The following is a 12,711-nucleotide window of genomic DNA, read 5'->3' as shown; positions in this document are numbered from 1 at the left end:
CACCGCCCGGACGCCCTCGCCGTACCCGTCGTCCGCGAGGGCGTCCGCGGCGGTGCGGGCCTGGTCGAGCTGGGTGCGGGCGGCCTCGGTGCGGCCCAGTTTCACGTAGTCCGCGGCCAGGTTGAGATGGAGGGAGGGGAAGAAGCCCGGTACGCCCCGGGGGTCGCCGTCGGGCAGTTCCCGGGCCGCCGTCAAGGCCCGCAGGTCCCAGGCGAGTTCGTCGGCGGGGTCGTCCTGGGTGTCGGCGAGATAGTGCGCCAGGGTGCACCGGTGCAGCGGGTCCCCGTCCTCGCCGATCTCCGTCCACAGGTCGAGGAAGCGGCTGCGGGCCTCCTCGCGGTCACCGGCGTGGTGCAGCATCACGACCTGGCCGATCCGCGTCAGCACCTCGTCCAGGGCCGTCTGTTCCCGTCGCTCCGCCACCGCGTCCTCCGGCGATCGTCCGCTGTCGTGCACCGACTGTCGTGCACCGACTGTCGTGCACCGACGCTAACCGGCGCCGCCCGGATTACCGGTCAGGCGGCGCCGACGCCACCATCAGCCCAGGTTCGGGATGCGCCAGTCGATCGCCTCATGGCCCTGGCGGGCGATCGCCTCGTTGATCTGCGTGAAGGGGCGGGAGCCGAAGAACTTCTTCGCGGACAGCGGGGAGGGGTGCGCGCCCTTGACCACCACATGCCGCTCCTCGTCGATCAGCGGGAGCTTCTTCTGCGCGTAGTTGCCCCACAGCACGAACACCGCCGGGTCGGGACGGGAGGCCACCGCGCGGATCACGGCGTCGGTGAACTTCTCCCAGCCCTTGCCCTTGTGCGAGTTGGCCTCCCCGGCCCGCACGGTGAGGACCGCGTTGAGCAGCAGCACACCCTGCTGGGCCCAGGGCATCAGATAGCCGTTGTCCGGGACCGGCAGGTCCAGTTCGGCCTGCATCTCCTTGTAGATGTTGCGCAGCGAGGGCGGGGTCTTCACACCCGGACGGACCGAGAAGCACAGCCCGTGGCCCTGGCCCTCGCCGTGGTACGGGTCCTGGCCGAGGACGAGGACCTTCACCTTGTCGTACGGCGTGGCGTCCAGCGCGGCGAAGACCTCCTCGCGCGGCGGGTAGACAGGGCCCTTCGCCCGCTCCTCCTCGACGAACTCGGTCAGCTCCTTGAAGTAGGGCTGCTCCAGCTCGTCACCCAGAACCCCGCGCCAGGACTCGGGCAGCATGGCGATGTCGGTCACGTCAACGTCCTCACGATGTCGATCAATTACCGCGTGCGGTCACTTCAGGATCCAGAACCTACAGGCGACCACTGACAACGCGCCCCCGAAGGTCCCCTCCCCACCGCTCACCAGCTGGTTTTACGGTGCAGCGTCCACATCATCATGATCGTCGAGGGGTCGAGCGCCTGCTCGCCGCCGGATATGTCGTCGCTGGCCGCCACGTACTGCCGCCCCTGCCACAGCGGCAGCAACTGGGCGTCCCCGGCGATGATCCGCTGGGCCTGCTCCATGTCGCCGACCGTCTTGGCGCGGTCGCTCTGGGCCCGCGAGTGCGGCAGCAGCCGGTCGGTGATGTCCTTGGCCGGGTAGGGCGTGCCGAGCGCGTTGTGCTCACCGGTGAAGGGCGCGATGAAGTTGTCGGCGTCGGGGAAGTCCGGGGACCAGCCGCGGCCGAACACCGGGTACTCGCCCTTCTGGTAGCCGACCACATAGCTCTTCCAGGGGCGGCTCTCGAGCGTGACCGTGAACAGCCCGGAGCCCTCCAGCTGCCGCTTCAGCTCCTTGAACATCAGGGCGGTCTCGGAGCCGTAGCGGTCGGTGGTGTACCAGAGGGTCAGCGGGACCTTCTGGTGGATGCCCGCGTCCTGGAGGATCGTCCGCGCCTTGCCGGTGCTCGGGTCGCCGTACTCGTCGAAGAAGGCGGTGGTGTGGCCGACGAGGCCCTTGGGGACCATCGAGTACAGCGGGTCGACGGTGTCCTTGTAGACCTTGTGGGCGATCGCGCCCCGGTCCACCAGCTGGGCGATCGCCTTGCGCACGGCGGGCCGCCCGGCCCAGGGGTCCTTGGGATCGAACACCAGGTAACTGATGTCCGTACCGGCGCCGTCCACGAGCTGGAGGTCGGAGTTGCCCTGCTGCTGGAGCGCGAGGATGTCGTCGGCGGCGAGGCCGCGGTAGGTGACGTCGATCTGCTTGTCGCGCAGCGCCTTGACCATGCCTGCGGAGTCCTGGAAGTAGCGGATGGTCACCGCGTCGTTCTGCCGCTGGGCGAAGCCGTGGTAGTTGCCGTTGCTGGTCAGGACGGCCTGCCGGCCCTCCTGGTACGACTGGAGCCGGTACGGCCCCGAGCCGTCGGCCCCGGAGTCCTTGCGCAGGGCGCGGGCCGGGTAGTCCTTGGGGTCCACGATCGACAGGGCCGGGGTGGCCAGCACGAACGGGAAGGTGGCGTCGGACTTGCCGAGGTGGAAGACGACCTCGCGGTCGCCGGAGGTGTCCACGCTGTCGAGGCTGCCGAGCAGTCCCGCGGGGCCGGCCGCGGCGTTGATGGCGCGGATGCGGTCGACGGAGTACTTGACCGCCTCGGCGTTCAGCGGGTCGCCGTCGGCGAACTTCAGGCCCGCGCGCAGCGTGCAGCGGTAGGTGCGGCTCGACGAGTCGGCGAAGGAGCAGCTCTGGGCGGCGTCGGGCTGGGGGGCCGTCGCGCCGTTCGGGTAGGCGAGGAGCGTCTGGTAGATGTTCCGGTACAGCTCCCAGGAACCGTCCCAGGCGCCGGCCGGGTCCAGGGTGCTGGGCGCGCTGGTGGTGCCGACCACGATCGGGTCCCCACCGCCCGAGTCCCCGTCGGACAGCAGCCCGCAGCCGCCGGCCACCAGCGACACGGACGCGATCGCCGCGACTGACCGCAGGAATCGGTTCCGGTTGAACACGCGCACGCTCCTCGATCCGCCTACCAAGGTCGGCAGACCTTACCGCAGCGTCAGTGCGCCCAACCTCCCTTGGAACATGGCTACTTGATCCAAAAAGCGATGACGACGTTGTCATCCTTCCGGGTGTCCGCTGGGCGGTGTCCCGGGCGCCGGCCCGTCCGGAATCCGGCGCCCGGGAGGTGGTTTCACACCCCGGCGTTGAGGAAGAGTCCACCGTCCACGACGAGGGTCTGACCGGTGACCCAGTCGGACTGCGCGGAGGTGAGGAATGCCGCGGCGCCGCCGATGTCGGACGGCACACCGAGCCGGCCCAGCGGATAGGAGGCGGCGGCCTCCTCCTCGCGGCCCTCGTACAGGGCCTGGGCGAACTTGGTCTTGACCACGGCCGGGGCGATCGCGTTGACCCGCACCCTCGGCGCGAACTCGTGCGCCAGCTGCTGGGTCAGGTTGATCATCGCGGCCTTGCTGACGCCGTAGGCGCCGATGAACGGCGAGGGCGCGAGGCCCGCGATCGAGGCGATGTTGACGATCGCGCCGCCGTTGTCCTTCTGCCAGGCGTGCCAGGTCTTCTGGGCGAAGCCGAGGGCGGAGATCACATTGGTCTCGAAGACCTTGCGGGCGACGTTCAGGTCCAGGTCCGCGATGGGCCCGAACACCGGGTTGGTGCCCGCGTTGTTGACCAGGTGGTCGAGGCGGCCGAAGGCCTCCATGGTGCGCTCGACGGCCTCGCTCTGGTGGTCGAGGTCGTGCGCCTTGCCTGCCACGCCGATGACCCGCTCGGCGCCGAGCTTGACGACGGCCTCCTTGAGCGCGTCCTCGTTGCGGCCGGTGATGCACACCCGGTCGCCGCGCGCGACGAGGGCCTCGGCGACGCCGTAGCCGATGCCGCGGCTGGCGCCGGTGACGAGGGCGACCTTGCCGGACAGGGGCGGGAGTTCTGCGGAAGTCATGTGCGGTGTCCCCTAGTCGAGCGGTCCGCCGGCGACGTACAGCACCTGGCCGGAGACGAATCCGGCCGCCTCGCCGGTGAAGAAGGCGATGGCGTTGGCGATGTCCTCGGGCTCGCCGACGCGCTGTACCGGGATGGCGCCCGCGGCGGCCTTCTTGAAGTCCTCGAAGCCCATGCCGACGCGGTCGGCGGTGGCCTTGGTCATCTCGGTGGCGATGAAACCGGGGGCGACGGCGTTGGCGGTGATGCCGAACTTGCCGAGCTCGATGGCGAGGGTCTTGGTGAAGCCCTGGAGACCGGCCTTGGCGGCCGAGTAGTTGGCCTGGCCGCGGTTGCCGAGCGCCGAGGAGGAGGACAGGTTGACGACCCGCCCGAAGCCGGCGTCGACCATGTGCTTCTGCACGGCCTTGGTCATCAGGAACGAGCCACGCAGATGCACGTTCAGGACGGTGTCCCAGTCGGAGACGCTCATCTTGAACAGCAGGTTGTCGCGCAGCACGCCCGCGTTGTTGACCAGGATCGTCGGGGCGCCCAGCTCCGCGACGATCCGGGCGACGGCGGCCTCGACCTGCGCCTCGTCGGAGACGTCGGCGCCGACCGCGACGGCCTTGCCGCCGGCCGCGGTGATCTTCTCGACGGTGTCCTTGCAGGCGGCCTCGTCCAGGTCGATCACGGCGACCGCGCGACCCTCGGCGGCCAGCCGTACGGCGGTGGCGGCGCCGATGCCGCGCGCGCCGCCGGTGACGACCGCGACCCGCTGTTCAGTGGTGGACATGTGCTGTTTCTCCTCGCCCTTGAGAGAACCCGTACGACCCTTCGCGAGGGCCTTCCGGTGCGGTGAGCGACCGCTTAGTATCTTCAGCCCACACGACGCTAGAAGCCCTGGCACCCGGTGTCAACGGCTCATCCGGCCGTTGTGATCCATTACCTCACCAGGAGGTCCAGCAATCGCTCCGTCTCGGCGGCCGGGTCGGCGGTCAGGCCGGTGTGCACCGGGCCGGGCTGGACCACGGTGGAGCGGGGCGCGATCAGCCAGCGAAAACGCCGACCGGCGTCGTCCCCGGCCGCCTGCCCGGCCTCCGGGCCGCCCGCGCAGTGCCGCTCGATCGCGGTGAGCGCCGCCCTGATCCCGGCCGCGTCGGCCGCCGGGTCCAGGGCGCGCAGCCGGTCCTCGTCCAGGTGGGTACGGGCGCCGACGTAGCCCCGGGCGCGGCAGTAGACGGCGACGCCCGCGTTGAGGCACTCGCCGCGTTCGATCCGGGGTACGACCCTGATCAGGGCGTACTCGAAGACGTCCCGGTCGCCGCCCTGGCCGGCCCGGGTGATGTGGCGCTCGGTCACATGGCCGGCCATGTGGATGTGGGTCTCGCTCACTTGTCCTCCTGGATGCCGGTGCCGGTGATGCGCTCGGCGATGACGGCCGCGCGGGCGAGCAGCGGGCGGGCGTAGGCCCGGCGCAGCTCGTCCGGGGTGTCGAAGCCGGGTTCGCCGGTGAGCCAGGCGTCCGGGATCTCGGCGGTGACCTCGGCGAGCAGGTCCTCGGTGACGCGGGGCGCGAGGTCGGCCGCGGCGGCCGCGAGGTCCGGGGCGAAGCCGGCGAGGGCGTGCTCGGCGGCGTCGTAGGGGCGGCTCGCGGACTTCTCGGCGGCGGGCCAGTTGTGGTGCCAGATCATGGTGGCGCCGTGGTCGATGAGCCACAGCTCGCCCCGGTGGACCAGGAGGTTGGGGTTGCGCCAGGAGCGGTCCACGTTGTTGATCAGTGCGTCGAACCAGACGATCCGCCCGGCCTCCTCGGGGCTCACCGCGAAGGCGAGCGGATCGTAGCCGAGGGCGCCGGAGAGGAAGTCCATGCCGAGGTTGGTGCCGCCGCTGCCCCGCAGCAGGTCCTGCACCTGCTGCTCGGGTTCGCCGAGCCCGAGCACGGAGTCCAGTTCGACGGTGACCAGGCGGGGGGTGCGGAAGCCGAGGCGCCGGGCGAGTTCGCCGCACACCACCTCGGCGACCAGGGTCTTGCGGCCCTGTCCGGCTCCGGTGAACTTCATGACGTAGGTCCCGAGGTCGTCGGCCTCGACGAGCCCCGGCAGCGAGCCGCCCTCACGCAGCGGCGTGATGTAGCGGGTCGCGGTGACTTCCTTGAGCATCGCCCCAGGTTACTGGGGCCGGCCGCGGCGCGGGGGCCCGAGGCGGCCGAGCACCTCGCCGGTGGTCGTGACGGTCGCGACCAGGGCGAGGGTGTGGCGGATCATCGCGGCGGTGTAGTCGGCGGGCACCCCCGCGATGGCGTCGGCCGGGACGACGGCGGCGTAGCCGAGGTTGACCGCGTCGAACACCGCGTTGGGGATCGCCACGTTGGCCGAGACGCCGGTGACGATCAGGGTGTGGCAGCCGAGGTTGCGCAGCAGGGCGTCGACACCGGTCCCGTGCAGCGGGGACAGCCCGTGCAGCCGTCGTACGACGAGATCCTCCTCGGCGACCTCGATCGGCGGCGCGACCCGCACCGCCGTACTGCCGGACAGCTGGTGCACGGGAAGCCGTTCGGCGGCGCGGAACAGCCGGGCGTTGCGGCTCGCGCCCCGGCCGTCCGGGCGGCGCTCGGCGATCGCGTGGATCACCTGGACACCGGCCCGGTGCGCGCCGTCGACCAGCCGGGCGACATTGCCGAGGGCCCCCGAGGAGCGGGCCGCGCGGGCGAGTTCGGGCAGCGCGGCGTCCGGTCCCACCACGCCCCGCTGGCACTCCACGGTCAGCAGCACGGTGTGCGCGGGATCGAGGAGGTCGCCCAGTCGCACATACGCCGCCATCGCGTGCCTTTCGCCGGAGCCGGGGCGGTGAGAGTAACGGCCGTGCGCGGGAGAGGGAAGACGAGGGGGCCGGGCTGTTCCCTTTCCTGACGTGATGTCAGAGGATCACCGCGGAAGGGGTTTTCCGGTACGACGAGTGCGACGAGCACGATGACGAGGAGGCCGCATGTCCGTCACCGAGCAGCGCCGGGGCCGCAGGATCATGATGTCGCCCGGCGAGCTGGACGCGTTCCTGGCCGGACAGCGCACCTGCCGGGTCGCGACCGTCTCCGCCGACGGCACCCCGCATGCCAGCGCGCTCTGGTTCCTCTGGGACGGCGACGCGCTGTGGCTCTACTCACTGGTGCGCAGCCGCCGTTGGACCCAGCTAAGCCGGGATCCCCGGGTGGCGGTGGTGGTCGACGCGGGCGAGGAGTACGGCGAGCTGCGCGGGGCCGAGCTGGCGGGCCGGGTGGAGTTCGTCGGCGAGGCGCCCCGCACCGGGCTGCCGTGCCCCGAACTCGCGGCGGTGGAGGGGGCGTTCGCCCACAAGTACTTCGGCGTGGACGAGCTGCCGCACGACGGCCGGCACGCGTGGGCGCGGCTGGTGCCGGAGCGGATCGTCTCCTGGGACTTCCGCAAACTCGGCTGACCCGCTCCCGCAACTCGACTCCCCGCCAGGGAGGTTGGAGCACCGTGAGAACTCCGACGCCCCCGGTCAGTCGACCTGCCGCGCGGCCGTGCGCAGGGCCTCGACCGCCGCGCGGATGGAGGGGCGGCGGTCGGCGTCGGCCCGCCAGATGACATAGACGTGCCGGCGCACCCGCTGGGTGAGCGGTACGAGGACCACGCCGTCGGGCACCGGGTGGCGGCCCAGCAGCGGGGCGATGCACACCCCCAACCCGGCTGACACCAACTGGAGTTGGGTGTGGGTCTCGCCCGCGCGATGGCCGACGATCGGCTCGACACCCTTGGAGCGCAGGGTGAACATCAGCCACTCGTGGCAGAACTCGCCCTCACCCCAGGTGATCCACTCGTCCTCGGCGAACTCGGCGAGGTCCACCTCCTCGCGGTCGGCGAGCCGGTGCCCGGCGGGCACGGCGACCTCGGCCGGATCGTCCAGGAGCGGCGCCTTGACCAGTCCGTCGGGCACCGGCATCGGCTTGTTGTACCAGTCCAGGACCACCGCGAGATCGAGGTCGCCGCGCACCACGGCGGCGATGCCCTGCTCCGGCTCCAGTTCGCTGGAGCGCACCCGCAGTCCCGGGTGCTCGGCGCGCAGCGCCCGCAGCGCCACCGGGAACAGGCCCCGGGCAGCGGTGGGGAAGGCGGAGAGGCGCAGCTCGCCGACGACCTGCCCGCGATGCGCCTCCAGATCCGACTCGGCCAGCTCCACCTGCGACAGGATGCGCGCCGCGTGCTCCGAGAGCAGCCGGCCGGCGTCGGTGAGCCGGACGCCCCGGCCGTTCTTGGCGAGGAGCTGCTGGTCGATCTCGCGTTCCAGCTTGCCCAGCTGCTGGGAGACGGCGGACGTGGTGACATGCAGCGCGTCGGCCGCGGCACTGACCGAGCCGTGCCGGGCCAGGGCGTCCAGGGTGCGCAGGCGCTCCAGGTTCAACATATAAGCGATCCTACGAGATACCCGGTGAGATTTCTCGATTGTGCTACGAGATGTGGTCCCGCATTGTTGTTGCCATGAGCACGGTCACCGCTTCCCGAACACAGTCCCCCACCACCCCGGACCAGGCACCTGCCCGCCCCCGCCTCGACTGGCGGCTGCGCTTCGGCGCCCTGTCCCTGATCTGGGGCTTCAGCTTTCTGCTGATCAAGGTGGGCACGAGCGGGTACGCGCCGTTCCAGGTCACCCTCGGCCGGCTGGTCTTCGGCACGGCGGTGCTGGTGGCGGCGATGGCCGTCAAGCGGGAGCGGCTGCCGCGCGGGGGCCGGCTGTGGGCGCACATGGCGGTCGCCGCGTTCTTCCTGAACGCCCTGCCGTTCTCCCTCTTCGCCTACTCCGAGCTGACCATCCCGTCCACGCTGGCCGGTATCTGCAACGCCACCTCGCCGCTGTGGGGCATGGCGCTGTCCGTGGTCGCGCTCTCCGAGGACCGGCCGACCCGGGTCCGGGTGGCCGGGCTCGGGCTCGGCTTCCTCGGGGTGCTGACGGTGCTCGGCGCCTGGCAGGGCTTCCACGGCCTCGACGCCACCGGCACGGCGATGGCCCTGCTCGCCTCGCTGAGCTACCCGGTGGGCTGGATCTACGTCCGGCGGACGCTGGCGGGCACGGGCAACTCCCACCTGTCGATGACCGGCGGGCAGTTGCTGGTGGCCACGGTGCAACTGGCCGTCGTGACCCCGCTGTTCACGGGCATGCCGAAGCACTTCGCCCTGGTGCCGCTGCTGGCCGTCGCCGCGCTGGGCGCGCTCGGGACGGGGCTCGCGGTGCTCCTCCAGTACGGCCTGGTCGCCGAAGTCGGGCCCACGACCGCGCAGATGGTCACCTATTTCATCCCGGTGATCGCGACCGCGGCGGGCGTCGCGATCCTCGGGGAGTCGCTGCACTGGAACACCCCGGTGGGCGCGGCGATCGTGCTCGCGGGGGCGGCGCTCACACAGGTGCGGGGCAGGAAGAGCACCTGAGGGGCAGGGTGTGACGGTCCGTGCGCGAGCGCCGGTGGTACGCGGCTCTCGCGCAGTTCCCCATCCCCCTGCATGACCTGCCGCTACCCGTAGACCCGGGACGGCGACGGCCGTACCGCCGCCTCGATCGCCTCCGCGAGGGGTTCGATGTCCGCCGGGGCCAGCGGGGACACCGTGACCCGGACGGCCGGGGGGCTGGTCAGGCGGAAGCGGGCGCCCGGGGCGACGACCCAGCCGGACTGGAGCAGCCGGGCGACGGCGGTGGTCTCGTCGGGGACCGGGATCCAGAGGTTCATTCCGGTACGGCCCCGGGCCTCGACGCCCCGGGCGGCCAGGGCGTCGATCAAGGGCTGCCGCCGGGAGCGGTACGACTCCGCCACCGCCGTACGGTCCACCGCTCCCCCGCTCCACAGCTGCGCCAACGCGCGCTGGAGCAGCAGGCTCACCCAGCCGGGGCCGAGGCGCAGCCGGCCGCGGACCCGGTCGACGGTCACCGGGTCGCCCGCGAGGACGGCGAGGCGCAGATCAGGGCCGTAGGTCTTGGCGGCGGAGCGCGCGAAGGCCCAGTGCCGGGTGGCGCCCGCGAGGGGGTGCGGGGGCAGGTCCACGATGCCGTGGCCGTGGTCGTCCTCGATCAGCAGGGTGTTCGGATGCGCGCGCAGCACCACGCGCAGGGAATGCGCGCGGGCGGCGGTCACGGCGGCGCCGGTCGGGTTCTGGGCGCGGGCGGTGACGAGCACCGCACGGGCCCCGTCGGCCAGGGCGCGGGCCAGCTCCTCGGGCAGCGGCCCGTCGTCGTCCACGCCCACCGGGACCGTGCGCAGGCCCAGCGCCGGCATCAGATCGAGGGCGCTGCCCCAGCCGGGATCCTCGACGGCCACCGCGTCACCGGGCCTGAGGTGCGCGGCGAGGACGCGCTCGATGGCGTCGAGGGAGCCCGAGGTGACGGTGAGGGGCCCCGCGGGGATGCCGTCGGCGTCGAGTTCGGCGCGGGCGACGCGGAGCAGACCGGGGTCGACCGGATCGTCGCCGTACAGGACGGCCCGCCGGTCCCCCGCCTCGGCCGCGACCGCGAGCGCCGGGGCGAGCCGGGGCAGCAGCTCCGGGTCCGGGTTGCCGGTGGACAGGTCGCGGGCGCCCGGCGGCACCTCCACCCGCAGCTGAGCGCGCCCGGTGGTGACCGGCTTGGGCCGCACCCGACTGCCGCGCCGCCCGGCGGTCTCGATCACCCCGCGCTCGCGCAGCGTGCGATACGCGGCCGCGACGGTGTTCGGATTCACCCCCAGCCGCGCGGCCAACTCCCGCATGGGCGGCAGCGCTTGGCCCGGCCGCAGCTCCCCGGTACCCACCGCGCGTTCGACATCGGCCGCGATCTCAGCTGCGCCCCGGCCCTCGATCCGATACTCTCCTAGCACAAAATCTATTATGCACTAGTGCAAAAGCGATCGCCTGTCGGCTTCGCCTTGGAGGGACCGTCATGCCGGACACGACCGCGGAAACCCAGCCCACCGCCTACACCCCGACCGACCGCACCATGCCCACGCGCGACGCGGAACGGGCGTCGTACGACAGGGAGGTGGTGCACGCGATATTGGACGAGGGGTACGTCTGCCATCTGGGCTTCGTCCGCGACGGCGCCCCCGTGGTGCTGCCCACGCTGTACGGCCGGGTGGGCGAGCGGCTCTACATCCACGGCTCGACGGGTTCGCGCCCGCTGCGGATGACCGGCGCCGCGGACCCTGGCCTTGAGGTGTGCCTGACGGTGACCCACGTGGACGGTCTGGTGCTGGCCCGCTCCGCCTTCAACCACTCGATCAACTACCGCTCGGTGGTGGTGCACGGCATCGCGCACCAGGTCACCGACCCCGAGGAGCGGCGGCGCGCGCTGGACGCCCTGGTGGACCATGTGGTGGCGGGCCGCGCCGCCGACTCCCGGCCCGCGAACAAGAAGGAGCTGGCCGCCACCGCGGTGATCCGCCTGGATCTGGACGAGGTCTCCGCGAAGATCCGCACCGGCGGCGCCAATGACGAGCCCGAGGACCTCGCCCTCCCCCACTGGGCCGGTGTCGTCCCGCTCCGCAAGGGGTACGACGCCCCGATCCCGAACGCCGACCTGGCGTCCGGGATCGAGCTGCCGGACTACCTCACCGGAAAGTGACTCTCCTTCGGCGCGGCCGGGCTGTCACCGGGCCCCGCCGGACGGCCGCCCCTGCGCAGCGCGGTCTCGCTCACGGTCAGGCCCGCGACCGCCGTGAGCATCAGCAGGGTGCCGGCCACGGTGGTGACCGTGAGCCGCTCGCCGAGCAGCAGCACGGCGAGCACGGCCGCGGTCACCGGTTCGAGCAGCATGATCACGGAGACGGTGGCGGACCGTACGACGGCGGCGCCCGCGAAGTACAGGGCGTACGCGAGCGCCGTGGGCACGGCGGCGATGTAGCACAGGAGCCACAGCAGCCGGGCCGGGTGGCCGGTGTGCGGGAGCAGCCCCTCGTGCAGCGCGAACGGCAGCAGGCACAGGGTGGTCACCGCGAAGGCCCATACGGTGGTCTCGGCGGCGTCGGCACCGCCGTCCCGGCCCCACCAGCGGGTCAGCAGGGTCATGGCGCCGTAGCCCGCGGCCGACAGCAGCGCGAGCAGCACACCCGCAGGGCGGACGGCCGCGGCCGAGTCGCCGAAGGTCAGCACGGCGAGTCCGGCGAGGGCCCCGGCGACGGACAGGACACCGCCCGCGCCGAGCCGTTCACCGAGCAGCAGCCGGGCGCCGAGCGCGATGAGCACGGGGCCCGCGCCGAGGGTGACGACGGTGGCCACGGCCAGTCCGGTGGCCGCGACGGCCGCGAAGTAGGCGGTCTGGAACACCGCGAGTCCGAGCCCGGTGGCCACGGCCTTCAGCACCCGGCGCGCCATCGGTTCGGCCGCGCCCCGGCGGGGCCGCGGGCGCAGACCGCGGCCGGCGAGCAGCAGCAGGAGCCCCAGCGCGCAGCGCCAGAAGGAGAGGCCGAAGGCGCCCATGTCGCTGGTCCGGTAGACCAGGGAGGCGGCGGCTCCGGCGGTACCCCAGGCGGCACCGGTGACGATCAGATAGAGCAGGCCGCGCCCTAGGGGCAGGCCGGTGGAGAACTTCGGATTCGCGTTCGAGATCGAGTTCGCGTTGGAACTCGGGTTCTGGTTCTGGTTCGGCAAGGAGGTTTCTCCGCAGAAACGCGCCCAAGAGGCGCGGAAGTTCGAGGGCGGCCCGATCCATCGGGCCGCGCGGACTTCGTCTGCGGGCAGCACCGTCCGGCCCGGCGCTGATCGCGCCGGGCGGGTGTTCCGGAGGCCCGCCTCAGGCGGCGGGCGGCGGAAGTACGAGCGTGGACGGCATGACCAGCACTTTAGGCGGAGGTGCGCTGCCCGGACAACGCCCTTTCCGGGCCGCCGGCGGCCACCGGTT

The 12,711-nt window shown here is 72.2% G+C and carries 14 protein-coding genes; 3 read left to right on the top strand and 11 right to left on the bottom strand.

From position 1 onward, the window contains the following. The 8 genes from CCN72_RS01340 to CCN72_RS01305 all read right to left on the bottom strand — a co-directional run. Nucleotides 1–423 (bottom strand): hypothetical protein (locus CCN72_RS01340; RefSeq protein ID WP_086805965.1); only part of this gene is annotated, 423 nt, incomplete at its 3' end. A gap of 114 nt (nucleotides 424–537) precedes the next feature. Beyond that, nucleotides 538–1,221, bottom strand: coding sequence for a uracil-DNA glycosylase (locus CCN72_RS01335; RefSeq protein WP_085562674.1), 684 nt, complete (start codon nucleotides 1,219–1,221; stop codon nucleotides 538–540). A gap of 107 nt (nucleotides 1,222–1,328) precedes the next feature. Next, a complete protein-coding gene (locus CCN72_RS01330; RefSeq protein WP_086805964.1) occupies nucleotides 1,329–2,909 on the bottom strand; it encodes an ABC transporter substrate-binding protein in 1,581 nt (526 codons plus the stop codon). A gap of 185 nt (nucleotides 2,910–3,094) precedes the next feature. Next, nucleotides 3,095–3,859, bottom strand: coding sequence for an SDR family oxidoreductase (locus CCN72_RS01325; RefSeq protein WP_086805963.1), 765 nt, complete (start codon nucleotides 3,857–3,859; stop codon nucleotides 3,095–3,097). Between the two features lie 12 nt (nucleotides 3,860–3,871). Further along, nucleotides 3,872–4,633, bottom strand: a complete 762-nt coding sequence (gene fabG / locus CCN72_RS01320; protein WP_037658091.1) for a 3-oxoacyl-ACP reductase FabG — start codon at nucleotides 4,631–4,633, stop codon at nucleotides 3,872–3,874. A 149-nt stretch (nucleotides 4,634–4,782) separates the two neighbouring features. Further along, nucleotides 4,783–5,232, bottom strand: coding sequence for a DUF3037 domain-containing protein (locus CCN72_RS01315; protein WP_085562671.1), 450 nt, complete (start codon nucleotides 5,230–5,232; stop codon nucleotides 4,783–4,785). Continuing rightward, nucleotides 5,229–5,999 carry a HipA family kinase gene (locus CCN72_RS01310; RefSeq protein WP_086805962.1) on the bottom strand — a complete coding sequence of 257 codons (771 nt, stop codon included), beginning with the start codon at nucleotides 5,997–5,999 and terminating at the stop codon, nucleotides 5,229–5,231. The genes CCN72_RS01315 and CCN72_RS01310 overlap by 4 nt, the downstream gene beginning before the upstream one ends. 9 nt (nucleotides 6,000–6,008) lie before the next feature. Continuing rightward, nucleotides 6,009–6,659, bottom strand: a complete 651-nt coding sequence (locus tag CCN72_RS01305; protein ID WP_037658096.1) for a cysteine hydrolase family protein — start codon at nucleotides 6,657–6,659, stop codon at nucleotides 6,009–6,011. A 166-nt stretch (nucleotides 6,660–6,825) separates the two neighbouring features. On the opposite strand from CCN72_RS01305, the gene CCN72_RS01300 reads away from it, so the two are divergent. Continuing rightward, nucleotides 6,826–7,290, top strand: coding sequence for a pyridoxamine 5'-phosphate oxidase family protein (locus tag CCN72_RS01300; RefSeq protein ID WP_086805961.1), 465 nt, complete (start codon nucleotides 6,826–6,828; stop codon nucleotides 7,288–7,290). A gap of 66 nt (nucleotides 7,291–7,356) precedes the next feature. On the opposite strand, the gene CCN72_RS01295 is transcribed toward CCN72_RS01300, so the two are convergent. Next, the gene (locus CCN72_RS01295) at nucleotides 7,357–8,259 is read right to left on the bottom strand and encodes a LysR family transcriptional regulator (protein WP_086805960.1); all 903 of its coding nucleotides are present in this window, start codon (nucleotides 8,257–8,259) and stop codon (nucleotides 7,357–7,359) included. Nucleotides 8,260–8,333: 74 nt separating this feature from the next. On the opposite strand from CCN72_RS01295, the gene CCN72_RS01290 reads away from it, so the two are divergent. After that, nucleotides 8,334–9,278: a DMT family transporter gene (locus CCN72_RS01290; protein ID WP_208637888.1), complete on the top strand. Its 945-nt coding sequence runs from the start codon at nucleotides 8,334–8,336 to the stop codon at nucleotides 9,276–9,278. Nucleotides 9,279–9,361: 83 nt separating this feature from the next. Here the strand turns inward: CCN72_RS01290 and CCN72_RS01285 are convergent, their stop codons facing one another. Next, on the bottom strand, nucleotides 9,362–10,693 hold the full coding sequence (locus CCN72_RS01285; RefSeq protein WP_086805958.1) for an aminotransferase class I/II-fold pyridoxal phosphate-dependent enzyme: 1,332 nt from the start codon (nucleotides 10,691–10,693) through the stop codon (nucleotides 9,362–9,364). A gap of 62 nt (nucleotides 10,694–10,755) precedes the next feature. On the opposite strand from CCN72_RS01285, the gene CCN72_RS01280 reads away from it, so the two are divergent. After that, nucleotides 10,756–11,436, top strand: coding sequence for a pyridoxamine 5'-phosphate oxidase family protein (locus tag CCN72_RS01280; protein WP_086805957.1), 681 nt, complete (start codon nucleotides 10,756–10,758; stop codon nucleotides 11,434–11,436). Here the strand turns inward: CCN72_RS01280 and CCN72_RS01275 are convergent. Further along, complete coding sequence (locus tag CCN72_RS01275; RefSeq protein WP_086805966.1) at nucleotides 11,418–12,419, bottom strand: DMT family transporter; 1,002 nt, start codon at nucleotides 12,417–12,419, stop codon at nucleotides 11,418–11,420. The genes CCN72_RS01280 and CCN72_RS01275 overlap by 19 nt on opposite strands. Nucleotides 12,420–12,711: the final 292 nt, after the last annotated feature.

Source organism: Streptomyces murinus, assembly GCF_002154555.1.
In the GTDB taxonomy this organism is placed as follows: Bacteria; Actinomycetota; Actinomycetes; order Streptomycetales; family Streptomycetaceae; genus Streptomyces; species Streptomyces murinus.
The sequence above is the reverse complement of the archived record's forward strand: the minus strand, read 5'-3'. Positions and strand labels throughout refer to the sequence as shown.